This window comes from Yoonia sp. TsM2_T14_4 (genome assembly GCF_049602355.1).
GTDB lineage: Bacteria > Pseudomonadota > Alphaproteobacteria > Rhodobacterales > Rhodobacteraceae > Yoonia > Yoonia vestfoldensis_A.
Map to the genome: position 1 here is coordinate 1,692,520 of NZ_CP187137.1, position 23,463 is coordinate 1,715,982.

Consider the following 23,463-nt stretch of genomic DNA (forward strand, 5'->3'; position numbering starts at 1 on the left):
GCAATGCCAGACGAACCGCGCCAGAACCTTTATGTCTATTCGGGCGGTTTCCTGACCCAGCCCCGCATCCGGCGCATCCTGACGCTGGCAGGCTTCGACATCCGGCTCGGCGCGCCCGGACCCCAAGACAATGTCGGCGTCTGGGGCCAAAGCCCCACCGCCCTAAGGGGCGAGGCTGTGGCGCGGCACAAAGGTGCGGGGCTGATCCGGGTCGAGGACAGTTTTCTGCGCTCGGTCCGGCCCGGACGGTCCGGTGATCTGCCGATCGGGTTGAACATCGACCGGCGCGGCGTGCATTTTGACCGCGCCACCCCGTCCGATCTGGAAATGATCCTTGCGCATGATCCGCTGGACGATACCGTCCTGCTGAACCGCGCCAAGGCGGGGATCAGCGCCTTGCAGGCCGAACATCTATCGAAATACAGCTGTTTTGATCCCGCGACGCCCGTGCCAGATGCCGGCTATGTGCTGGTCATCGACCAGACCCGCATGGATGCGTCAATCACCGCCAGCGGTGCCGACAGCAACACGTTCCGCGAAATGCTGTTTTTCGCCCAAACCGAACATCCCAGCCAAAGGATCGTGATCAAAACCCATCCCGAAACCATGACCGGCGACAAGGCGGGCTATTTCACCGCTGCCGATACCAGCGACCGGATCAGCCTGTGTGCCGCCCCCGTCTCGCCCTGGGCGCTGCTGGCAGGCGCGGTCGCGGTCTACACCGTCACATCGCAACTGGGTTTCGAGGCGATCTTGGCTGGCCACAAACCCGTGGTCTTCGGCCAGCCATTCTATGCGGGCTGGGGGCTCAGCGATGACCGCAAACCGTTGCCGCGCCGCCAACGCCGCCTGACGCGGGCGCAGCTTTTCGCGGGCGCGATGATCCTTTACCCGACATGGTACGACCCCTATCACGACCGGCTGTGCAGCTTCGAGGAAGCAACAGCCAGCCTGTCGGCGCTGACCCGCGCCTGGCGTGACGACCACCAGGGCTGGGTCGCGGCCGACATGCGGCTGTGGAAACGCAGCCCCTTGCAGCAATTCTTCGGCCAATACGCGCAGGTCAGGTTTGCGCGCGGGGCCAAGGCGGCACCGCAGGCCGAACAAACCAACCGCCGCCTGATGCGCTGGGCCAGCACGGATGCGCGCGACGCGGTGCTGGTCGAGGATGGTTTTGTGCGCTCGCGCGGGCTGGGTGCCGATCTGGTGGCGCCCTTGTCCTTGGTGCTGGACGATCTGGGCATCTATTACGACGCAACCCGCCCCAGCAGGCTCGAGGCGCTGATCGCCGGATCAACCACGCTCCCCGACACCGCCCGAGACCGCGCAGCGGCGCTGATCAAGCGGATAAGGGCGGCGGGCCTGTCAAAATACAATCTGCAGGGCACACCCCTGCCCGACCTGCCCAAAGGGCGGCGCATCCTTGTGCCGGGGCAGGTCGAGGACGACGCCAGCATCCGGCTGGGCACGGGTGCCGTGCGCAGCAACGCCGCACTGCTGCAAGCGGTGCGCGCAGCAAACCCCGCCGCCGTGATCATCTACAAACCGCACCCCGACGTGCGCGCAAATCTGCGGCCCGGCCATATATCCAACGCACGCGACTGGGCCGATCTGGTGCTAGAAGATGCTGACCCGATCGCCGCCATCCAGGCCTGCGATTGCGTCTGGACCATGACATCGCTTCTGGGGTTCGAGGCGCTCTTGCACGACCGCCCGGTCAGCTGTCTGGGGATGCCGTTCTATGCCGGCTGGGGGCTGACCGATGACCGCGCGATGCCACTGTCACGGCGCAACAAAACACTGGACCTCACGGCGCTTGTTCACGCCGCGCTGATTGCCTATCCGCGCTACCGCGATCCGGTCAGCGGCCTGCCCTGCCCGGTCGAGGTGATCGTAGACAGGCTCACCCATGGCGATATCCCGCCCGCCACGCGCCTCAACCGCGCCACAGCAAAACTGCAAGGGCTGTTCGCCAGCGCAGCGCCTTTGTGGCGCTAACTTCTCTTTTCCAAAAATACTCCGGGGTACGGGGCAGCGCCCCGTGCAACCCTAGACCCGCCGCCAATGCGTCATGACATCATCGCCCAGACGCGCCAGATCATGCAAGGCAAAGCGCGGCGCATCCGCCAGCCGCCCGATTCCCATCGCGGCCAGCGCAGGCGTGCCTTCAGCCCCGATCGCACAGCCCGCAGTCATCACCACCAGATCATCGACCAGCCCTGCGCCCAGCAATGAGGCGGCCAACATCCCGCCGCCTTCGCAAAACACCCGCGTGATCCCTGCGCTTGCGAGCGCCTGCATCATCGCCTCTGGTTCGACCTGTCCTGCGCGCACAGCACAGGGCAGGCTGACAGCGCCCAGCGCCAGCCAATCGGCCACATCGGCCTCCGCCCCGTGGCAGATCCAGACCGGCGATTGGCGCGCGGTTTGCGCCAATTGGCTGGTCAGCGGCAGTTTCACGGCACGCGATACGACGATACGCACAGGCTGGCGGGGGATGCCAAGACCGCGCACGCTCAGCGCGGGATCATCGGCACGCACGGTCCCTGCGCCCACCAGCACCGCATCATGGCGCGCGCGCATCATATGCACCGCGCGGCGGGCCTCTGTTCCGGTGATCCATTGGCTTTCGCCGCTGGCGGTGGCGATCCGGCCATCCAGCGTGCCCGCCAGCTTCAACGTCACGAAAGGCCGCGCGGCCGTGATCCGCGACAAAAACCCCGCGTGATCGGCGCGCGCCTGATCGGCCAGCAGCCCCGTGTCCACCGCGATCCCCGCCTGTTCCAACAGCGCAATGCCGCGCCCCGCAACCCGCGCATCGGGATCACCGAGCGCCACGACGACCCGCGCCACACCCGCGGCAATCAGCGCCGCGGCGCAGGGCGGCGTCTGGCCATGATGCGCACAAGGTTCCAACGTGACATAGACAGTTGCGCCGCATGCATTCGGCCCGGCTTGCGCCAAGGCGACGGTTTCGGCATGCGGACGCCCGCCATCCTGTGTCCAGCCGCGCCCGACGATGCGGCCATGGTTGACGATCACGCAGCCAACAGCCGGATTGGGCCAGACACGGCCCATCCCGCGCCGCCCCAGTTGCAGCGCGAGAGCCATGTAGCGGGCGTCGGTCACTCGTCTTCTTTGGCTGCGTGCGGGCGCAATTCGCTGACGAATTTATCGAAATCATCCGCCGCCTGAAAATTCTTGTAAACGCTGGCGAAGCGCACATAGGCGACCGTGTCGATCCGTGCGAGGCTTTCCATCACGATCTCGCCAATCGTGCCAGACGGGATGTCGGTATCGCCCAGACTTTCCAGCCTGCGCACGATGCCGCTGATCATCTGATCCATCCGTTCTGGTTCAACAGGGCGTTTTTGTAGCGCGATCCGGATCGAGCGTTCCAGCTTCTGGCGATCGAAATCCTCGCGCCGCCCATTGGATTTGATCACCACAAGATCACGCAATTGCACGCGTTCATAGGTCGTGAACCGCCCGCCACAGGCCGGACAAAACCGCCTGCGCCGGATCGCGACATGGTCCTCGGCGGGACGGGAATCCTTGACCTGAGTATCGACATTTCCGCAAAAAGGGCAACGCATAAGGGGGTCCTTTGGGTCTATGTGTTGGGGCAAGACCCCACTTATCCACAGCCACTATAAGAACCCGCCTTGGTTTTGGGTAGGGGGGATTTTAGACCGCTAGATACAGCATGAGACAGGCAGGTGATAAGCGGGCAGCCAGCAAACCGCCATGCTTTTGCCAGCAGATGTCTCGACGCCTTGTCGCGTCAAACCAAAGCCTGACGCGATCGCTGGATCTGCAATTTCACTGGGCCAGGTTACCGGCTGCGGCGCCAGACATGCGGCTGGGGCAAGCACCGCCCAGCCGATGCAACCGACTGGGCAGGCCTGACCGGATCACTGGTCCAGGAACGACCGCAATTTGCGTGACCGGCTGGGGTGCTTGAGCTTGCGCAGCGCCTTGGCCTCGATCTGGCGGATGCGTTCGCGGGTGACGCTGAACTGCTGGCCAACTTCTTCGAGCGTGTGATCCGTGTTCATCCCGATGCCGAACCGCATACGCAGCACACGTTCTTCGCGCGGCGTGAGCGAGGCCAGCACGCGGGTCGTGGTTTCCTTCAGGTTTTCCTGAATGGCGCTGTCCAGCGGCAGGATCGCGTTTTTGTCTTCGATGAAATCGCCAAGCTGGCTGTCTTCCTCGTCGCCAATCGGCGTTTCGAGCGAGATCGGCTCCTTGGCGATCTTCATCACCTTGCGGACCTTTTCGAGCGGCATTTGTAGCTTTTCGGCCAATTCCTCTGGCGTGGGTTCACGGCCGATTTCATGCAGCATCTGGCGGCCCGTGCGGACCAGCTTGTTGATCGTCTCGATCATATGCACCGGAATCCGGATCGTGCGGGCCTGATCCGCGATAGAGCGCGTGATCGCCTGCCTGATCCACCATGTCGCATAGGTGCTGAATTTATAGCCACGGCGATATTCGAATTTATCGACGGCCTTCATCAGGCCGATATTACCTTCTTGAATAAGATCAAGGAATTGCAGGCCACGGTTCGTGTATTTCTTGGCGATGGAAATCACCAGACGCAGGTTCGCCTCGACCATTTCTTTCTTGGCCTGCCGCGCTTCTTTTTCACCTTTTTGGACCTGCTGGACGATACGGCGGAATTCGGTGATATCGACGCCGACATATTGCCCGACCTGCGCCATATCATTGCGCAATTCTTCGATCTTGTCGGTCGACTTTTCGACCAAGGCCTGCCAGCCGCGGCCTGATTTCTCGGCCATCTGTTCCAGCCAGTTCGGGTCCAATTCGCGCCCGCGATATTCGTCAATGAATTCACGGCGGTTGATGCGGGCCTGATCGGCCAGTTTCACCATGGCGCTGTCGATAGACATGATCCGGCGGTTGATGCCATACAATTGGTCGATCAGCGCCTCGATCCGGTTGTTGTGCAGGTGCAGCGAATTGACCAGCACCACGATTTCGGAGCGCAGCGTCTGATAGCGTTCTTCTTCTTTGACCGAAAACGACGAATCTTCGTTCAAGGTCGCGGACATCCGCGCGTCCTGCATGTCGGACAGATCCGCAAAGCCGCGCGCGATGATTTCCAGCGTTTCCAGCACGCGCGGCTTCAGCGCGGCTTCCATTGCGGCCAGCGACATATTGGCCTGATCGTCATCGTCGTCGTCATCGTCCTTGCTGATTGGGTTGCCGTCAGCATCCAACTCGCTGCCGCCATCCTCCTTGGTGTCGGACACAGAGGCAGCGGTGACGACGGTTTCAACCTCGCCCTCCTCGCCCAATTGGTTGCCAAAGGTCGTTTCAAGGTCGATCACGTCGCGCAGCAGGATGTCCTCTGACAGCAATTCGTCGCGCCAGATGGTGATCGCCTGAAAGGTCAGCGGGCTTTCACACAGGCCCAGAATCATCGTGTTGCGGCCAGCCTCGATCCGCTTGGCGATGGCGATCTCGCCTTCGCGCGACAAAAGCTCAACCGATCCCATTTCGCGCAGATACATGCGGACGGGGTCATCGGTGCGGTCCAGCTTTTCCGCCTCGGCCCCGCCGATGGTGACATCGCGCGACCCAGATACGGTGGCAATGTCGGTGCCGCCGGCGCCATCATCGCTTTCTTCTGATTCTTCTTCCTCGGTGACCTGAATGCCCATTTCGGACAACATCGACATCACGTCCTCGATCTGATCGGACGACACCTGTTCAGGTGGCAGGACCGCGTTCAGCTGGTCATATGTAATGTAGCCGCGTTCGCGGGCATCGGCGATCATTCGCTTGACCGCGGCCTGGCTCATATCAAGACTGATATCCCCATCCTGGTCGTTGTCCTTGCGATCATCGGTGTCTTTCGCAGCCATCAAAGGGACCCTTCCAAGTCGTCGTTACGCAGCCAGGGTGATTCGGCTGATTCGGTCATTCCCGAATCAACCCTGCATCGGCGTGAACCGCAAGCAGGCGACCGCGTGTTTTTCAGTTCTGTTGCCATGTCATGACCTAGGCCGGTCCTGTCCTTTGGCAAAATTGATCTGGTCGAGCAATTGGTCCAATGCACTGCGCTCGTCCTTTTTCATTCGCGCCCCGTTGGGGCCAACCGCATATTCGGCGCGGTCCTCGTTATCGCCGCGTCCGGCCTTGTCTACCGCCGCACTGGCCTGTGCCAGCCGCCATGTCAGCCCCTCATCGGCCAGCCCACCAAGGTCTTCGACCGCATCTTCGATCTCGCGGGCATGGCCGCGGCGGGCGGTCAGTTTCGCAAATTCCTCGGCCAGGCACAGGCGCGCGACCTCGGCCTGCCCTTTGCGGCGCACCGCGGGGCTGATTGCGACATGGCTTTGCGTCAGCAGCTTTTCAAGAGCATCTGCCCCCAGATCAGCCGAAATAGCGGTTTGCAGATCGGCATGTCCAAGATGGCGCAAAATCGCTGCCTGCAGGTCACGATGCGCCGGATCGCGGCAATCAATGCGTTCTAGCGCATCACCAAACTCTACCGCTACACCGGGGGCGACGATCATCGTGGCCAGAATAACCGCCTCGCGCAGATGTTCTTGGCTGACGGCCCCCGCCCCCAGCATGGAATTGCGCGCCGTGGCCACGGGGCTGATCGTGCGTTTCCACGGATCGGCATTGCGCGACCATGTCCCGCCTTGGGCCCTGGGCGCGGCGGGACGGCGGGTGCTGAACAAGGCCCAGCGCATCTCTTTGATCGCCTCGCCGTAATGGCTGCGAATCGATGGATCGGCGATCAGCTTGATCTTGTCACGCAGCGCCTTGTCCAAAGCGGCCTTGCGTTCGGGGCTGTCGAAAGTCTTGCCTTCGGTCTCGCGCTGCCACAACAGCTGCACCATCGGGATCGCGGCATCGAGCAGTTTTTGCATCGCGCCCGCGCCTTGCGTCTTGATCACATCATCAGGGTCCAGCCCCGGCGGCATCAGCGCGAAACGCAAGCTTTGCCCCGATTCCAACAGCGGCAGCGCGATATCGATCAAGCGCATCGCGGCACGCAGACCGGCGGTATCACCATCCAGCGCGATGATCGGTTCGGGGGCAATCCGCCAGAGCAGGCGTAACTGATCCTCGGTAATCGCGGTGCCAAGGGGGGCCACCGTCGCGGTAAATCCCGCCTCTGCCAGCGCGATCACATCCATATAGCCTTCGGCCACGATCAAAGGCTTGCCTTTGCCCGCCGCCTCGCGCGCGGGGCCATGGTTGAACAGGCTGCGGCCCTTGTCGAACAGCGGCGTTTCGGGGGAATTGTAATATTTCGCAGGCGCGTTGGGGTCCATCGCGCGACCCCCCATCCCGATGGCGCGGCCTCGCGCATCACGGATCGGAAAGATGATCCTGCCCCGAAACCGGTCATAAGGCGCACCACCTCGGTCGCTTTCAGCGGCGATGCCCGCGGCGATCACCAGCTTGGCATCCACCCCCTGTGCGGTCAGATGCGCCAGCGCCCCGCCCTGCGCAGGTGCAAAGCCGATATCCCACCGCGCCAGCGCCTGCGCGCTCAGGCCGCGCCGTGCCAGATAATCGCGCGCCTCGGCCGCCGCCGCTGTCTGCAATTGCAACCGATGCCACTTGATGACCTTTTCCATCACCTCGACCAGCTGGCCGCGCAGATCTGCCTTTTGCTGGGCGGCCGGGTCGCGTTCAGGCATCGGCATTCCCGCCTCACCCGCGAGAATCTTTACCGCTTCCATGAAATCGACATTCTCGGTCTCGCGCACGAATGAAATCGCATCACCCTTGGCATGGCAGCCAAAGCAGTAATAATACCCTTTGCGATCATCGACGTGGAAACTGGCACTTTTCTCTTGATGGAACGGGCACGGCGCCCAAAGATCGCCCTTGCCGGGGTTGGATTTGCGGGCATCCCACATGACTTTGCGCCCGACGACCTGTCCAAGCGACAGCCGGTTGCGTAATTCGTCCAAAAATCCGGGTGGCAGGCTCATGCGTCTAGTATCCGCCTTTTGCCCCTGCTTTCCAAGGGCTGCTATCACCCGAAAAGGCGTTTGCATCTTCCGAGCAAAAATATCCCCGCCGCAGGCCTCGGTCTGGCGCGCAGCGTCAGGCCGATCCGCGCCGCGCCAGCCCGCTCATGGCCACCTGCAGATCATGCACCAATGACGCCGCCATTGATCGCATCACCATCACCTCGAACGCCTGTGGCCCCGTGCGGGTGATGCTGATAGGCACATGGCCCAGCAGGCTGCGGGCGGTATGGTTAACCTTGAACGTGGTACTGCGCAGATCAAGCGGGACCAGCCGCGCCAGCACCGCCTCGACCCCTGCCCCCGCTACATCCAGCGCGGCATAGCCGTCGGATTGATCACTGACCGCCGCCAGCCCGTCAAGCATGACAGGCGCGCTGACAACCCATGCATCATGGCCGATCCATTGGCAGATCGCGTCACCCGCGATTTTCCGCCGTCCGGCGGCAGGCAGGCTCAGGCCAAGCTGCGCTTTCAATGCAGCCGATACCGCCTTGTGCTGGCCACGATAGGGGGCAACGCAAAACAGCGTCTCGCGCATCACCTCGGTGCAAGTCACATCGCCTGTCTGCAACGGCAACAGATCACCAAAGGCCCCAAGTGCGATCAATCTAGCCACGGGCGCGTCCTCCTTCGGGGTCGAAGAACACCGGATGGCAAACCTCGGCCAATGTATCCACACCGCGCAAATGGTCGACCATGCGGATCACCTCGCCATACCTTTCAGGACCATTCTTCACAAACGCCAGACCCAGATAACAATCCAGCGTCGGCGAATAACAGGCCGAGGTGACATAGCCCTGATCATTGGCGGTCACGGCCTTGGCGTCTTTGGCAAACAGATGCGCGCCCGCGGTCAGGCGCCGCCCCTCTTCTACCGCGCGCAGACCGACCAGCCGTTCGCGCATAGGATCAACCAGACCGGGGCGGCGGGCAGCAGCCTGCCCGATGCAATCCTTTTGCGCGCTCACCATGCCCGCCAGCCCCAGATCATACGCCGTGGTGCGCCCATGCAATTCCGCATGGGTCAACAGGCCCTTTTCGATGCGCAGGACGTTGAGCGCCTCTAACCCGTAAGGGCCACCGCCCAAAGTGCGCGCCTGTGCGACCAATTGCCGGAACAGGCTTTCGCCGTAACGCGCGGGCACCGCGATCTCATAGGCAGTTTCGCCCGAAAACGAGATCCGGAACAGCCGGCCCGCCACACCGCCGATACCTACAGCACCACAGGCCATGAACGGCCAATCCTCATCGGTGATCTGCTCATCCAGCACGGTGTTCAAAAGCACCTGCGCGCGGGGTCCGGCCACGGCAAATTGCGCCCAGTGATCCGTCACCGACACGATGCGCGCATCCAGATCGGGGCGTAGCACCTGTCGCGCGAATTCAAGGTGGCGCATCACCTGCCCCGCGGCGGCCGTCGTGGTGGTAATCACAAAATGATCCGGCCCCAGACGCGCGGCGGTACCGTCATCCATGACGAATCCATCCTCGCGCAACATCAGCCCGTAACGTACGCGCCCGACCTTCAACGTTGACATGCGGTTGGTATAGACAAAATCCAAAAGCGCTGCCGCATCAGGCCCCTGCACGTCGATCTTACCCAAAGTGGACACGTCGCAAACGCCAACAACATTGCGCACATAATTCACTTCACGGTCGCAGGATTGGCGCCAGCTGACGTCGCCCTCCAGCGGGAAATAGCTGGGGCGATACCACAGCCCCGCCTCGATCATCGGCGCGCGGGCCGCGACGCTTGCGTGATGCGATGTCATCAGGCGCGTCGGGGCAAACCCCTTGCCCTGCCCGCCTGCGCCCATCGCGGCGATACTGACCGGCACGAAAGGCGGGCGGAACGTCGTCGTTCCCGTCTCGGGGATGCCGCGCCCGGTCAGGTCGGCCAACACCGCAAGCGCCAGCACGTTGGACGATTTGCCCTGATCGGGCGCCATGCCTTGGGTGGTATAGCGTTTCATATGTTCAACGCTGCGCATGTTTTCCTGCGCAGAGATCGCGATATCCTTGGTCGTCACATCATTCTGCAAGTCGACCCATTTGCGCCCCTTTCCGGGCGTTTCCCAAAAGGGGGCAATGGCATAGGCGCGGGCCTCGGCCACGGGTAGCGTCACCTCGGGTGCGAACCCGAGGTCGCGGGCGATGGCAGCGGCCACCTCGGCCCCGTCACGCAGACAGCCCTGTGTGTCAAAGACGCCGTGACAAGCCCCCGCCACCGCCATGCCGGGGATCGCGTCAGGCATCGGCACAAAGGCTGCGATATCTTCGCGCCACTGGGGCCGTCCGTTCATGTGACAGGTCAGATGCACCGACGGGTTCCAGCCACCAGAGACAGCCAGACAATCTGTCTGGATCACCCGCGTGCCGCCCTGATGGGTGACGGTGATGCTGGTCAGACCCAGCCTGCCAGCCGTTGCCGTGACGCTGCCGCCCGTGAACACCGGATAATCGGCGCTGACGGCCAGATCAGCGCGGGCATCGATCAGCCCCGCGATCTTGATCCCCGCCGCCGCCAGATCGCGCGCGGTGCGATGTGCGTCATCATTGTTGCCAAAGACCGTGACCGACCGGCCGGGCGCCACACCCCAGCGGGTGACATAGGCCCGCACCGCCCCCGCCAGCATGATGCCGGGCCGGTCATTGTCTGGAAAAGCGATGGACCGTTCCAGCGCGCCCGCACAAAGCACCGATCGCTTGGCCACGATCCGCCAGAAACATTCACCCGGTGCGTCCGCACCCACAATGCGTTCCAGCGCGCCATAGGTGCCTTGGTCATAAGCGCCGGTCACGGTCGTGCGCGGCATCAGGCGCACATTGGGCAGCGCGCGCAATTGTGCCAGCACATCTGCGACCCACAAGGCGGCGGGCCTGCCGTCGACATCCTCGACCTCGCGCAGCAGGCGACCGCCCATGGCGCTGTCCTCATCGGCAAGGATCACATCGACGCCCGCCCGCCCTGCGGTCAGCGCTGCCATCAGCCCCGCTGGCCCTGCTCCGATCACCAGCAGATCACAAAAGGCGAAGGCCTTTTCATAAAGGTCGGCGTTGGCCTTGCCACTCAACCGGCCAAGGCCCGCCGCGCGGCGGATCACCGGCTCATAGAGCCTTTCCCAGAACGACGCGGGCCACATGAAGGTCTTGTAATAGAAGCCCGCCCCCAGAAACGGGGACAGCAGGTCGTTCACCGCCAGCGCGTCATGGCGCAAGCTGGGCCAGGCGTTCTGGCTAAACACCTCCAGCCCTTCGGACACTTCGACCATGGTTGCGCGCTGGTTGGGGTCCTGCGCCGCGCCGCGCCCCACGGTGACCAGCGCATTGGGTTCTTCGGACCCGGCGGTCAGCACGCCGCGCGGGCGGTGGTATTTGAATGACCGGCCCATCAGCCTGATCCCGCTGGCCAGCAGCGCGGCAGCGACCGGTTCGCCCGGTACGCCCTGCACGGGTTTGCCGTCAAAGCTAAAGGTTACGGTTTGGCCAGGGTTGCGCAGCCTCATGATGCGGCCTTTTGCGCAAGCGTTGCGCCGTGAACCGCATGGGTCAGCGTGTTGCGCGCCACAACGATCCACGCGCCACAGCCCGCCTCGTGATACCACAGATCGCGTGTGTCGCCCGCGGGGTTGTCACGGTTGTGCAGGTAATCGTCCCAGGCGTCAGGCCCCGCATCAGGTGCGGGGCGGGTGACCGCCACGGCATCGCCCATATAATAAAATTCGCGCCGGTCACGTTCGCCGCAATGGGGGCAGTTAATCCGCATGATCCGCCTTCATTCTCATTTCCCCAAAATACTCTGTTCGTGCGCTCAATGCAGGTTATGCTGCGACCCGGTGCCTTCTTCGTCCATCAACCCGACCCCGGTGCGGAACCGATCAAGCCGGAACTTCGCCGCCGTTGCATGGGGCTGGCCAGTCGCCATCAGATGCGCAAAGGCAAAGCCAGAGGCCGGCACCGCCTTGAACCCGCCATAGCACCAGCCGCAGTCGATGAACAAACCCTTGGTCGGCGTGGTGTCGATGATCGGGCTGCCGTCGGGGGTCATGTCCATGATCCCGCCCCAGGACCGCAGCACGCGCGCCTTGCCGATCATCGGCATCAGGGTCATTGCGGCCTCCATCACGTGTTCGGCCATCGGCAGGTTGCCGCGGGCCGCGTAGGATGCGTAGAAATCCAGATCGCCGCCAAAGACCAACCCGCCCTTGTCAGACTGGCTGATATAGAAATGCCCCATGCCGAAACTGACGACATGGTCGATCACGGGTTTCAGCCCCTCGGTGACAAAGGCTTGCAAGACATGGCTTTCGATCGGCAGGCGCATCCCGGCCATGGCCGCGACCTGCCCTGAGCGGCCTGCGGTGACAATCCCGACCTTGCGCGCCCTGATTGCGCCGCGCGTGGTTTGGACGCCGGTCACAACGCCGTTTTCGATGTCGATGCCGGTGACTTCGCAATTCTGGATCAGATCGACGCCGCGCTGGTCAGCACCGCGCGCATAGCCCCAGGCAACCGCATCATGGCGCGCCGTGCCGCCGCGCGGGTGATACAGGCCGCCGTAGATCGGGAAACGGCCATTGTCGAAATCGAGATAGGGCAGATGGCTGCGCACGCCTTCGCGGTCCAGCAGGATCGCATCATCGCCTTGATTGATCATCGCATTGCCGCGCCGCACGAAGGCATCGCGCTGGCCGTCGGAATGGAACAGGTTGATCAGCCCGCGCTGCGAATGCATCACATTATAATTGAGATCCTGTTCCATCCCTTCCCACAGCTTGAGCGAATGCGAATAGAATTCCTGATTGCCCGGCAGGAAATAATTGGCGCGCACGATGGTGGTGTTGCGCCCGATATTGCCGCCGCCGATATGGCCCTTTTCCAGCACAGCGATATTGGTCAGCCCGTGTTCGCGGGCAAGGTAATAGGCGGTGGCCAACCCATGCCCGCCACCACCGATGATGATCGCGTCATAGCGCGCTTTTGGCGCGGGATCACGCCAGAGCGGTTTCCAGCCTTTCTGCCCGAACAACCCTTCCTTGATGATCTGAAACCCCGAATAGCCCATGCCCTGCCCCTCACCACGCCAGCCCGACTCTAGCCGATTGGCGGCAGACCGAAAGGGCAAATGCGGGTGTAAGGCGGATCATGATCCACCTTACGTTTCAGCCTCTACAGCCCCTTGGCGCGATAGCTGTCAGCAACCTTGCGGATCGACACCAGATAGGCCGCCGTGCGCAAATCATGCACATCGGCGCGCCCGTGCCAGACCGCGCGCATCGCCTGATAGGCCGACCGCATCGTATCGTCGAGCCCCGAGCGGACCAGTTCCAGCTCATCCGCGCCGCGCAGATATTTGTCCTTGAAATCGGGCGACAAGCTCCAGCCAAGACCTTTGTCCGCCGACAAGCGCTCCAATTCGTCCACGACCAGCTGGTGGCGCGATTCTTCCTGGCGGCGCTGCATCCGGCCAAACCGGATGTGCGACAGGTTTTTGACCCATTCGAAATAGGACACCGTCACGCCACCCGCATTGGCATACATGTCAGGGATGATCACACAGCCTTTGTCGCGCAGGATTTCATCGGCACCCGCGGTCACGGGGCCATTCGCAGCCTCGATAATCAGGGGGGCCTTGATGCGGTCGGCGTTGGACAGGTTGATCACCGCCTCCAATGCGGCGGGGATCAGGATGTCGCAGTCAGCCTCCAGCATACTGGCCCCGTCGGGGATATGCTTGGCATGCGGATAATTGGCCAGACCACCATTCTTGGTAATCCAGGCGCGGACGGTTTCGACATTCAGCCCCGCTTCGTCATGCAGCGCCCCGTCGCGTTCGATAATCGTGGTGATCAGCGCGCCATCTTCTTCGGACAGGAACTTGGCGGCGTGATAGCCAACATTGCCCAGCCCTTGCACGATCACGCGCTTGCCATCAAGGCTGCCGGACAGGTTTGCCTTGGCCACATCCTCGGGATAGCGAAAGAACTCGCGCAGGGCGTATTGCACGCCGCGCCCCGTCGCCTCGACCCGGCCGGCGATGCCGCCTGCATTGGTGGGCTTGCCCGTCACACAGGCCGCAGCATTGATATCGGTGGTGTTCATGCGCCGGTACTGATCCGCGATCCAGGCCATTTCACGCTCACCTGTCCCCATGTCGGGTGCAGGCACGTTCTGCGCGGGGTTGATCAGGTCGCGCTTGATCAATTCATAGGCGAAACGGCGGGTGATCAGTTCCAGCTCATGTTCGTTCCAATCGGCAGGATTGATCCGCAAGCCACCCTTGGAGCCACCAAAAGGTGCCTCTACCAGCGCACATTTGTAGGTCATCAGCGCCGCCAACGCCTCTACCTCGTCCTGATGGACGTTGATGGCATAGCGGATGCCGCCCTTGACCGGTTCCATATGTTCGGAATGCACCGAACGATAACCGGTGAATGTATGCAGCGCGCCACGCAGGCGCACACCGAAACGCACCGTATAGGTTGCGTTGCAGACCCTGATCTTTTCCTCCAAACCGGGGCTGAGGTCCATCAGGGCAACGGCACGGTTGAACATCAGATCAACGGATTCGCGGAAACTGGGTTCCTGCGCAGGATCGTGGGCGTTCATTGTCATTCCTTCCTTTCCCGGCGCAGCGCCGGGTCTGTTCGGGCGCATCACGCCCCACCGCTAACATAGGGGCGATTCGCTAAAACAAGATGAGAAAAGCGGCAATTTTCAAAAAACAGACGATTTACCCGCCAGCATGTGCCGGATCCGATCAATCGGCTGCGGGCGTTTGTTTCGCAGAAATAAACAGTCATATGGATTTCGATAAACTGTCCATTAATATGCTATAAACATCTCTTTTCACTGCATAAATCTTAACATTCTTGTCACGCAGTCCAGCCGCTTGTGATAAACACAAGATGAACGCTTTCATGAACAAGGCACGATGAAAATCGCCAGCTGCGAGGATTCAGAATGCAAAATTCAAAGCTGCCTTTGACAAGCAAGGCACACAACCCACGCTGGCGCATCAGATATTTGCACGCCTTTGGACGGGACGAGGACGGCAGCGTCATTATCATGACGATCCTGCTGCTGGTCACGATGTTGATCATGGGCGGCATGGCGGTTGATTTCATGCGTTATGAGGCGCGGCGCGCGACGCTGCAATCGGTGTCGGACCGTGCCGTTCTGGCGGCGGCCAGTTTGAACCAGACCCTCGATTCACGCGATGTTGTCGAGGATTACTTTGCCAAAGCAGGATTTCCCAATGCGTTGGTCGGCGCGCCTATCGTGGTGGACAACGGGAATTCGCGCACCGTGACGGTGCGGTCCGCACTTGATGTGAACACCTTCTACCTGCGGCTGGCCGGCATGGACCGTCTGACAGCCCCCGCGCGGTCAAGCGCGACCGAAGGTGTCGGCAAGGTCGAAATTTCGCTGGTGCTGGATATTTCAGGCTCGATGCGCTTTAGCAACCGGTTCGTGAACATGCAGGCCGCGGCGATCGCCTTTGCCGAAGAAGTGTTGGACCCCGCCAATGGCGGTACCGTGTCCTTGACGATCATCCCCTATGCGGGCGCGACAAATCCGGGCTCAGAGATGTTCGCCTTCATGGGCGGTGTGCGCTATCCCAATACGTTGCTGGCGGGTGATGATCGCATTCTGGGGACCAAGGACGATTATTTTTTTCCACAGGTATCGTCTTGTGTGGAAATGCTCGGCAGCGACTGGTCGAGCACCGGTTTGCCCGGGGCCGGACGCGCACAAGTGCCGCATTTCCAGGTCTGGGATATCGCCAGCTCGGTGATGGATTGGGGCTGGTGCCCGCAGGACAGGTCATCGATCCAATATGCCATAGCCACGCCTGCGCAGGCCCGGACTTTCATCAATGGCCTGCGGATGCATGACGGCACCGGCACGCATTATGCGATGAAATACGCACTTGCGACGCTCGACCCGTCCAGCCAACCCGCCTTCAATCACCTTAGCGACCCCAGCAGGGGGCTTGTCCCGCCCCAATTTGCGAACCGCCCTGCCGCATGGGACGATCCTGAAACCAAAAAGATCATCGTTTTGATGACCGATGGCGATATCACGCAACAGGAAAGACCGCGCATTGCGCAGCAGGAAAGGGACATCGACTACATCATCTCGCGGTCCATCAATGGCAGGGACAACCGTGGCCAATTTGTCGATGCCGCCACCAACGTTGGCAGGTTCGAGGCGATTTGCACATTGGCCAACCAACCCGCGCGCAGTGTGGACGTCTATACCGTCGCATTCGAGGTGCAGCCGAACAGCGCCGCCGACCTGCAGATGCGCAACTGCGCCTCTGATCCATCCATGTTTTTCCGCACCAGCGGTGCCGAGCTGATCGACGTCTTTTCCGGTATTGCCGAACGGATCACTGACCTGAGGTTGAACCTGTGACGTCCGCCTTGCGTTTACGCGATCTTTTGCGCCGGTTTAGCGCCAACGAGGATGGTGTGGTCACGGTTGAATTCGTGATCATCTTTCCGGTGTTCATGACTTTCTTTCTGATGACCTACGAAAGCGGGATGATTTCGCTGCGCCATTTCGCGCTGGAACGGGCGGTAGATGTCGTGGTGCGTGATGTGCGCATCGGGGCAATCCCCAACCCGACCCGCGCCAGCCTGCGCACCAATATCTGCAACGTGGCGCGGCTCTTGCCCGATTGCGAAAACCAGTTGCAGCTGGAAATGATCCGCCGCGACCTGCGCAATTGGGTCGATGTGCCCGACACGGTGCAATGCATTGATCGGGGCGCCGAAGTTCAGCCTGTCACGTCCTTCACCAGCGGCGGCAATAACGAATTGATTTTTCTGCGCGTTTGCGTCCGGCTTGATCCGGTGCTGCCGACCAGCCTTTTGGGCCGCACCATTGTTGACGCCAATGCAGACAGCGCGGCGGGCGGGTCTTATGCGCTGGTCTCGACCACGGCTTTCGTCGTGGAACCGTTCCGAAACACACCAGGATCATGATGACCGATCTGATCAAACGCTTTCGCGATAACGAAGATGGATCAGCCGCCATTGAACTGGTGCTGGTGACGCCGATCATCACATGGGCCTTGTTGTCCACGCTGGTTTATTTCGATGCCTTCCGCGCGGAAACCCGCAGCGCGCGCGCAGGCCTGACCATCGCGGATATGTTCAGCCGCGAGGCCAGCGCGCCTGTTGCCATCGGTGCGGGCTATGTTGATGCAGCGCAGGCGCTACTGCGCACGCTGGTCGAATTCGACCCCGCCCCCACCCTGCGTGTCACATCCTATGCATGGGACGCGGGAGCGAACCGCTATGTGCTGCGCTGGTCTGAAAGTCGCGGTATGGGTCAGGCGCTGACGGATGCCGATCTTGCCTTGATGACAGACCGCCTGCCGCTGCTGGCGGATGGGGCGACATCGCTTCTTGTTGAAACAAGCGCCGCCTATCGCGCGCCGTTTTCGCTGGGCATCGCGCCCTTCACGAACAACACTCTGGATCCGGTCCAGATGACGACGTTCACGGTCATATCGCCACGGTTCGTGCCAGCGATCTGCTTTGACCCGACACCGTCGATCCCGACCAATGGCGACGAGATTTGCTGATCAGCCGCTGCGCGCCTTGATACGCAGGGCGATCTGTTCGGCCATGAACTTGGCCGGGCCTGCTGCGGTGACACCGCCAATGCCCACGCGTTTACCGATCCGCCACCACATGCCGGGCGACCAGCCCGGCGGCTGACGTTTGTGCAGCACCAGCGTAAAGCCATTGGCCGGTTTCATCGCCAGCGCGCCACGGTCCACCAGCGCGATATCGTCGATCCGCACCAGAACCATACCATCGGTGTCGCGCAGGTCGGCGTCGGTCAGCACAATGCCCAACCGCGTGGCACGGCGCATCATTTCCCCCAGCCACAGCATCGCCGCCCCGAAACCCAACATAAAGATCAACCAGATCAGGTCAGGCGGATGGGCCATCGCCGTATAGATCAGCAATCCGCCCAAGCCGTAGATTACCGCACAGGCAAAATAACGGCGCCCCTCGGAAGCATGGACGGTAGGATAACCGCCGGTGTGATCGGGGTTGAACATGGATAGCCTTTCGCGTCAGCGCCGGACGGATTTCTGAACAAGGTTGCAATAGATTTCTTCGATCGCATCCATGCCCAGCCTGCCACCTTCGCGGTACCAATGGCTGAGCCCGGTCAACATGGCAATGATTGCCATTGTCGCGATCCGCGTGTCAGGCACGGCAAACACGCCTGCCGCCACCCCGTCGCGCAGGATATCTTCAAGCGCGGTTTCATAGTCGCGGCGCATGGATTCCAGAATGGCAAAGTTTTCAGGCGCAAGGTTGCGCAATTCCATATAGGATACGAACACCTGATCCGGCCGCGGCAGATGGAACCGTATATGAAACCGCGTGAACCCATCCAGCCGCGCGGGCGGATCACCGCGCAGATCGGCCGCGGCCAGCGCATCCAGCACCTCCTGCATATGCGCGCGCATCAGATTGAACAGCAAGGTCTGCTTGTCAGGGGTGTAATTATATAGCGCCCCCGCCTGTACGCCCACCTCAGCCGCGATCTGGCGCATCGACACGGCCGCATAGCCATGCCGCGCGATCAGCCGCAAGGCCGTGTCCTGCACCCGTGGGCCGGTGATATCGGAATGAGACCCTTGTTTGCGCGCCATGGGCCCATCTAACTGAACAGTCGTTCAAATGAAAAGCCCGACTTGCTGCAAAGGCCGCTGCATGTCTATTGTCTGCCACATGCGCTATGCCCTGCCCTTTTTGCTTATCCTTGCCGCCTGCGCGGATATTCCCGCGCTTGACGGCACCCTATCCGACACCGCGCGCCTTGCCCCTTACCCGCGTCTGGCACCGCTGGAAGATCTGCCCGCACCGGTCATGACCGAAGCGGACGGCATGGAAAACCGGCTGGCCGCGTTGCAACGCCGTGCGGCGACGCTGCGCGCGATTGATCCGGACGCGTTGCAGTAGCCATATCTATTCGCTACACCGCATGGAAACCGCGACACAGATGGATTTGACAGCATGACACACCCCTTAAGGCTCGGCATTGCGGGACTGGGCACCGTTGGCGTGGGCGTCGTGCGGATCGTGCAGAAACATGCCGATCTGTTGCAGGCGCGCTCTGGTCGTGCGATCTCGATCAGTGCGGTATCGGCGCGCAGCCGTGACAAGGATCGCGGCGTCGATCTGTCGGGCTATGCATGGGAAGATGATCCTGTGGCCCTTGCCCGCCGCGATGATGTCGATCTGTTCATCGAGGTGATGGGCGGCCATGATGGCCCCGCAAAGGACGCGACCGAGGCCGCAATTGCCGCAGGCAAGGATGTGGTTTCCGCCAACAAGGCGCTGCTGGCCGTGCACGGTCAGGCCATCGCCGAAGCCGCCGAGGCCGCAGGCCGTGTGGTCCGCTTTGAGGCGGCCGTTGCTGGTGGTATTCCCGTCGTCAAGGCGCTGACCGAAGGGCTGGCCGCCAATGACATCACCCGGATCATGGGCGTGATGAACGGAAGCTGCAATTACATCCTGACCCGCATGGAAAACGCGGGCCTGACCTATAGCGAGGTGTTCGACGAGGCCAATGCCCTTGGCTATCTGGAAGCCGACCCAGAACTGGATGTGGGCGGGATCGATGCGGGGCATAAGCTTGCGCTGTTATCGGCCATCGCATTCGGCACGCAGGTGGATTTCGACGCCGTGCAGCTGGAAGGGATTGGTGCGGTCAGTATCGAAGATATCCGCCAAGCCGCCGATATGGGATTCAAGATCAAGCTTTTGGGTGTCGCACAGATGACCGGGCGCGGGCTGGAACAACGGATGTCGCCTTGTTTGGTGCCGGACACATCACCACTTGGCCAGTTGCAGGGCGGCACCAATATGATTGTGCTGGAAGGCGATTCGGTCGGCCAGATCGTGTTGCGTGGCCCCGGTGCAGGCGAAGGCCCGACCGCCAGTGCCGTGATGGGCGATGTGATGGATATCGCGCGCGGCCTGCGGATTTCGACCTTTGGTCAGCCCGCGACCAGCCTACGGCGCGCGCGCCCCGCATTGGCGGCGGTCCCCGCCCCCTATTATCTGCGACTGCAACTGCTTGATAAACCCGGCGCGCTGGCCAAGGTCGCGCGCGCCTTGGGCGATGCGGGCATTTCCATCGACCGGATGCGCCAATATGGCCATGCCGAACCCACGGCACCTGTGTTGATCGTGACGCATAAGACGACCCGCACCGCATTGGACGAGGCTTTGGCCGCGTTCAAGGACACCGGCGTGGTGTCGGGCGATCCAGTAGCGATCCGGATCGAGGCGGTTTAGCGCAAACAGCCTTGCGACCGTGGCCCAAGCAGGGTTTACGTCGGGGCGAACATCCCGAAGGAATACCCATATGCCCAGCCCCGCCGATTTCAACGACCGCAACCTGTCGCTCGGTCTGGCCCGCGTCTCTGAAGCTGCCGCCATCGCCTGCGCCTCTCTGATCGGGCGCGGCGATGAAAAGGCCGCCGATCAGGCGGCGGTGGATGCGATGCGCAATCAGCTCAACAAGCTCGATATTGCCGGTGTCGTGGTGATCGGCGAGGGTGAACGCGACGAAGCCCCGATGCTGTTCATCGGCGAAGAGGTCGGCACCGGCAATGGGCCGGGCGTGGATATCGCGCTTGACCCGCTGGAAGGCACCACGCTGACCGCCAAGGACATGCCCAATGCATTGGCCGTGATTGCGATGGGCCCGCGCGGGTCGATGTTGCATGCGCCGGATGTCTATATGGACAAGCTGGCGATCGGGCCGGGTTTTCGCACCGGTGTCGTGACGCTGGATATGTCGCCTGCGGAACGTGTTTCGGCGCTGGCCGCCGCCAAGGGCTGTTCGACCAAGGATATCACCGTCTGCGTGCTGGAACGCCCGCGCCACGAGGATATGATTGCCGAAATCCGCGCCACTGGCGCTGCGATCCGGCTGATCACCGATGGTGATGTCGCCGGTGTCATGCATTGCGCCGAACCCGATATCACCGGCATCGACATGTATATGGGGTCTGGCGGTGCGCCCGAAGGTGTGCTGGCCGCAGCCGCGCTGAAATGCATGGGCGGGCAGATTTTCGGCCGGCTTTTGTTTCGCAACGATGATGAGCGCGCGCGCGCAACCAAGGCCGGGATCACCAATTTTGACCGTGTCTATACCCGCGACGACCTTGTGACAGGCGATGTGATCTTTGCCGCGACCGGTGTCACGGATGGATCTTTGGTACCGGGCATCAAGCGCGAGGTCGGTTTTGTCACCGCCGAGACGATCCTGATGCGGTCCAAAACTGGATCGGTGCGGCGGATGATCTATCGCAATCCCGTGCGCTGAGGCGCTGACGCGCCGCCTCCGGCGGGAGTATTTTAGGAAATAAGAAGTCAGGGCGTGGCATGGCGGCGGCGGCGCTGCTAGTATGGGTGCATGAACATACCACAAGATCATGCGTTTCTAGGGGTGGCTGCGTCCTTGACCGGTCGCCGTTGGGTTGGGCCAAACGCGCAGGAAGACCGCGCTGCCGAGGCGATGGTGCAGGCGACCAACCTGCCGCCCGCGCTGTGCCGGACGCTTGCGCGGCGCGGCGTGCCGTCGCAGGAGGCGGCGTTGTTTCTGGCTCCGACCCTGCGCGATCTGCTGCCTGATCCGCGCAGTTTGCGTGACATGGAAAAGGCGGCCACGCGGTTTTTGCAGGCCGTGGCAGGGCGCGAGCGGATCGCGGTTTTTGCCGATTATGACGTAGATGGCGGGGCGTCGGCTGCGCTTTTGATCGTCTGGCTGCGGCAGCGGGGATTGCGCGCGACGCTCTATATCCCTGACCGCATCGACGAAGGCTATGGCCCCAATGAGCCCGCCATGGCAGAATTGGCTGCGGCGCATGACCTGATCATCTGCGTCGATTGCGGGACGCTGTCGCATGGCCCGATTGCCGCGGCGGTGGGCGCGGATGTGATCGTGCTGGACCATCATCTTGGCGGCGAGACCCTGCCGGCGGCCTATGCTGTCGTGAACCCAAACCGGCAGGACGAAAGCGGTGATCTGGCGCATCTCTGTGCCGCGGGCGTTGTGTTTTTAATGCTGGTTGAGGCGAACCGGCAGTTGCGGGATGCGGGCAAGGCGGGGCCGGATTTGATGGGGATGCTTGATCTTGTGGCGCTGGCCACTGTCGCTGATGTCGCCCCCCTTGTGGGAGTGAACCGCGCCTTTGTGCGCCAAGGGCTGGTGGTGATGGCGCGCCGTGCGCGTGTGGGGCTGACAGCGCTGGCGGATGTGGCGGGGCTGGATGCGGCACCCACAGCCTATCATCTGGGGTTTTTGCTGGGGCCGCGGGTCAATGCGGGCGGCCGGATCGGCAAGGCGGATCTGGGCGCGCGATTGCTGGCCAGCGATGATCCCGCAGAGGCGCGCGATCTGGCGGATATGCTCGACCAGCTGAACACCGACCGGCGCGCCGTGGAACAGGCGGTGCGTGATGTGGCCATCGCACAGGCGCTGGCGCGCGGCACGGATGGCCCGCTGGTCTGGGCGGCGGGAGAAGGTTGGCACCCGGGCGTGGTTGGGATCGTCGCGGCCCGGCTGAAAGAGGCCACCAACCGCCCCGCAGTCGTGATCGGGCTCGAGGATGGAATCGGCAAAGGATCGGGTCGGTCGGTATCGGGCATTGATCTGGGTGCTGCGATCCAGCGGCTGGCCAGCGAAGGGCTGCTGCTGAAAGGTGGCGGGCACAAGATGGCGGCGGGGCTGAGTGTCGCGCAGGACAGGCTGGAACCAGCGATGGCGCGGCTGGCGGAATTGCTGGACAAACAAGGGGCCAGCGCGCTGGGGCCTGCCGATCTGCGGTTGGACGGTATCCTGATGCCGGGGGCGGCAACGGTCGATCTGGTGACCTTGCTTGATGATGCGGGGCCGTTCGGGGCGGGCGCGCCTGCCCCGCGTTTCGCCTTTCCCGATTGCCAGATTCTTTTCGCCAAACAGGTGGGCGAAACCCATCTCAAGATCAGCTTTGGCGACGGGCTGGGTGCGCGGATCGACGCGATCTGTTTCGGGGCAATGGATGGGCCTTTGGGGCCTGCGCTGCTGCAGCATAACGGCACCCGGTTCCACCTTGCCGGACGAATCGAAGTCAATGTCTGGCAAGGCCGCCAATCGGTGCAATTGCGCCTCGAAGACGCCGCGCCCGCGCATTGATGCGGGTTCGGAAAAAACCGTAAATTCCCCCTTGCGCGCGCTGCGGGCTTTGCCTAAAAGCGCGACACCAAGTGCGGTCCCTTCGTCTATCGGTTAGGACGCCAGGTTTTCAACCTGGAAAGAGGGGTTCGATTCCCCTAGGGACTGCCATTGGTGAACCCCCTTAATAAATAGACGTAAAATCAACGCATTGGCCCTGCTGGCCGCT

At 62.1% G+C, this 23,463-nt stretch carries 19 protein-coding genes and 1 tRNA gene; 9 read left to right on the plus strand and 11 right to left on the minus strand.

Translation table 11 applies throughout. The annotated features are described in order from the left end of the window. Window positions 1-3: 3 nt before the first annotated feature. Window positions 4-1,998: a capsular polysaccharide biosynthesis protein gene (locus tag ACPF9B_RS08305; RefSeq protein ID WP_424176659.1), complete on the plus strand. Its 1,995-nt coding sequence runs from the start codon at window positions 4-6 to the stop codon at window positions 1,996-1,998. A 51-nt stretch (window positions 1,999-2,049) separates the two neighbouring features. On the opposite strand, the gene ribD is transcribed toward ACPF9B_RS08305, so the two are convergent. From ribD to ACPF9B_RS08350, 9 genes are all read right to left on the minus strand, one after another. Beyond that, the gene (ribD, locus tag ACPF9B_RS08310) at window positions 2,050-3,129 is read right to left on the minus strand and encodes a bifunctional diaminohydroxyphosphoribosylaminopyrimidine deaminase/5-amino-6-(5-phosphoribosylamino)uracil reductase RibD (RefSeq protein ID WP_424176661.1); all 1,080 of its coding nucleotides are present in this window, start codon (window positions 3,127-3,129) and stop codon (window positions 2,050-2,052) included. Continuing rightward, window positions 3,126-3,596 carry a transcriptional regulator NrdR gene (nrdR, locus tag ACPF9B_RS08315; protein ID WP_007204348.1) on the minus strand — a complete coding sequence of 157 codons (471 nt, stop codon included), beginning with the start codon at window positions 3,594-3,596 and terminating at the stop codon, window positions 3,126-3,128. Before nrdR ends, ribD begins: the two co-directional genes overlap by 4 nt. 318 nt (window positions 3,597-3,914) lie before the next feature. After that, complete coding sequence (gene rpoD, locus ACPF9B_RS08320; protein ID WP_007204347.1) at window positions 3,915-5,894, minus strand: RNA polymerase sigma factor RpoD; 1,980 nt, start codon at window positions 5,892-5,894, stop codon at window positions 3,915-3,917. A 129-nt stretch (window positions 5,895-6,023) separates the two neighbouring features. After that, complete coding sequence (gene dnaG / locus ACPF9B_RS08325) at window positions 6,024-7,988, minus strand: DNA primase (protein ID WP_424176664.1); 1,965 nt, start codon at window positions 7,986-7,988, stop codon at window positions 6,024-6,026. Window positions 7,989-8,103: 115 nt separating this feature from the next. After that, window positions 8,104-8,646 (minus strand): sarcosine oxidase subunit gamma, encoded by a 543-nt coding sequence (locus ACPF9B_RS08330; protein ID WP_424176666.1) that lies wholly within the window; start codon window positions 8,644-8,646, stop codon window positions 8,104-8,106. After that, on the minus strand, window positions 8,639-11,536 hold the full coding sequence (locus tag ACPF9B_RS08335; protein WP_424176668.1) for a sarcosine oxidase subunit alpha family protein: 2,898 nt from the start codon (window positions 11,534-11,536) through the stop codon (window positions 8,639-8,641). Before ACPF9B_RS08335 ends, ACPF9B_RS08330 begins: the two co-directional genes overlap by 8 nt. Then, complete coding sequence (locus ACPF9B_RS08340; RefSeq protein ID WP_007204343.1) at window positions 11,533-11,796, minus strand: sarcosine oxidase subunit delta; 264 nt, start codon at window positions 11,794-11,796, stop codon at window positions 11,533-11,535. The genes ACPF9B_RS08335 and ACPF9B_RS08340 overlap by 4 nt, the downstream gene beginning before the upstream one ends. A gap of 45 nt (window positions 11,797-11,841) precedes the next feature. Continuing rightward, window positions 11,842-13,095 carry a sarcosine oxidase subunit beta family protein gene (locus ACPF9B_RS08345; protein ID WP_007204342.1) on the minus strand — a complete coding sequence of 418 codons (1,254 nt, stop codon included), beginning with the start codon at window positions 13,093-13,095 and terminating at the stop codon, window positions 11,842-11,844. 104 nt (window positions 13,096-13,199) lie between these two features. After that, entirely contained in the window at window positions 13,200-14,639 is a 1,440-nt protein-coding gene (locus ACPF9B_RS08350; RefSeq protein ID WP_424176671.1) for a Glu/Leu/Phe/Val family dehydrogenase, read from the minus strand. A 459-nt stretch (window positions 14,640-15,098) separates the two neighbouring features. On the opposite strand from ACPF9B_RS08350, the gene ACPF9B_RS08355 reads away from it, so the two are divergent. Genes ACPF9B_RS08355 through ACPF9B_RS08365 form a run of 3 tightly spaced genes read left to right on the plus strand, consistent with a single transcriptional unit; the run spans window position 15,099 to window position 17,628 of the window. Continuing rightward, window positions 15,099-16,451: a pilus assembly protein TadG-related protein gene (locus ACPF9B_RS08355; protein WP_424176673.1), complete on the plus strand. Its 1,353-nt coding sequence runs from the start codon at window positions 15,099-15,101 to the stop codon at window positions 16,449-16,451. Next, window positions 16,448-17,023, plus strand: coding sequence for a TadE/TadG family type IV pilus assembly protein (locus ACPF9B_RS08360; RefSeq protein WP_007204339.1), 576 nt, complete (start codon window positions 16,448-16,450; stop codon window positions 17,021-17,023). Before ACPF9B_RS08355 ends, ACPF9B_RS08360 begins: the two co-directional genes overlap by 4 nt. Further along, the gene (locus tag ACPF9B_RS08365; RefSeq protein WP_424176675.1) at window positions 17,023-17,628 is read left to right on the plus strand and encodes a TadE/TadG family type IV pilus assembly protein; all 606 of its coding nucleotides are present in this window, start codon (window positions 17,023-17,025) and stop codon (window positions 17,626-17,628) included. Before ACPF9B_RS08360 ends, ACPF9B_RS08365 begins: the two co-directional genes overlap by 1 nt. Here the strand turns inward: ACPF9B_RS08365 and ACPF9B_RS08370 are convergent, their stop codons facing one another. Both ACPF9B_RS08370 and ACPF9B_RS08375 read right to left on the minus strand, forming a co-directional pair. Further along, window positions 17,629-18,114, minus strand: a complete 486-nt coding sequence (locus ACPF9B_RS08370) for a hypothetical protein (protein WP_424176677.1) — start codon at window positions 18,112-18,114, stop codon at window positions 17,629-17,631. A gap of 15 nt (window positions 18,115-18,129) precedes the next feature. After that, window positions 18,130-18,717 carry a TetR/AcrR family transcriptional regulator gene (locus ACPF9B_RS08375; protein WP_424176679.1) on the minus strand — a complete coding sequence of 196 codons (588 nt, stop codon included), beginning with the start codon at window positions 18,715-18,717 and terminating at the stop codon, window positions 18,130-18,132. Window positions 18,718-18,778: 61 nt separating this feature from the next. On the opposite strand from ACPF9B_RS08375, the gene ACPF9B_RS08380 reads away from it, so the two are divergent. The 5 genes from ACPF9B_RS08380 to ACPF9B_RS08400 all read left to right on the plus strand — a co-directional run bounded on the left by ACPF9B_RS08380 (window position 18,779) and on the right by ACPF9B_RS08400 (window position 23,405). Beyond that, on the plus strand, window positions 18,779-19,027 hold the full coding sequence (locus tag ACPF9B_RS08380) for a hypothetical protein (protein ID WP_242601230.1): 249 nt from the start codon (window positions 18,779-18,781) through the stop codon (window positions 19,025-19,027). Between the two features lie 54 nt (window positions 19,028-19,081). Then, window positions 19,082-20,368: a homoserine dehydrogenase gene (locus ACPF9B_RS08385; protein ID WP_424176682.1), complete on the plus strand. Its 1,287-nt coding sequence runs from the start codon at window positions 19,082-19,084 to the stop codon at window positions 20,366-20,368. Window positions 20,369-20,438: 70 nt separating this feature from the next. After that, window positions 20,439-21,404 carry a class II fructose-bisphosphatase gene (glpX, locus tag ACPF9B_RS08390; RefSeq protein WP_007204333.1) on the plus strand — a complete coding sequence of 322 codons (966 nt, stop codon included), beginning with the start codon at window positions 20,439-20,441 and terminating at the stop codon, window positions 21,402-21,404. Window positions 21,405-21,494: 90 nt separating this feature from the next. Continuing rightward, complete coding sequence (gene recJ / locus ACPF9B_RS08395; protein WP_424176685.1) at window positions 21,495-23,255, plus strand: single-stranded-DNA-specific exonuclease RecJ; 1,761 nt, start codon at window positions 21,495-21,497, stop codon at window positions 23,253-23,255. A 75-nt stretch (window positions 23,256-23,330) separates the two neighbouring features. Beyond that, window positions 23,331-23,405: transfer RNA gene (locus tag ACPF9B_RS08400), tRNA-Glu, on the plus strand. Window positions 23,406-23,463: the final 58 nt, after the last annotated feature.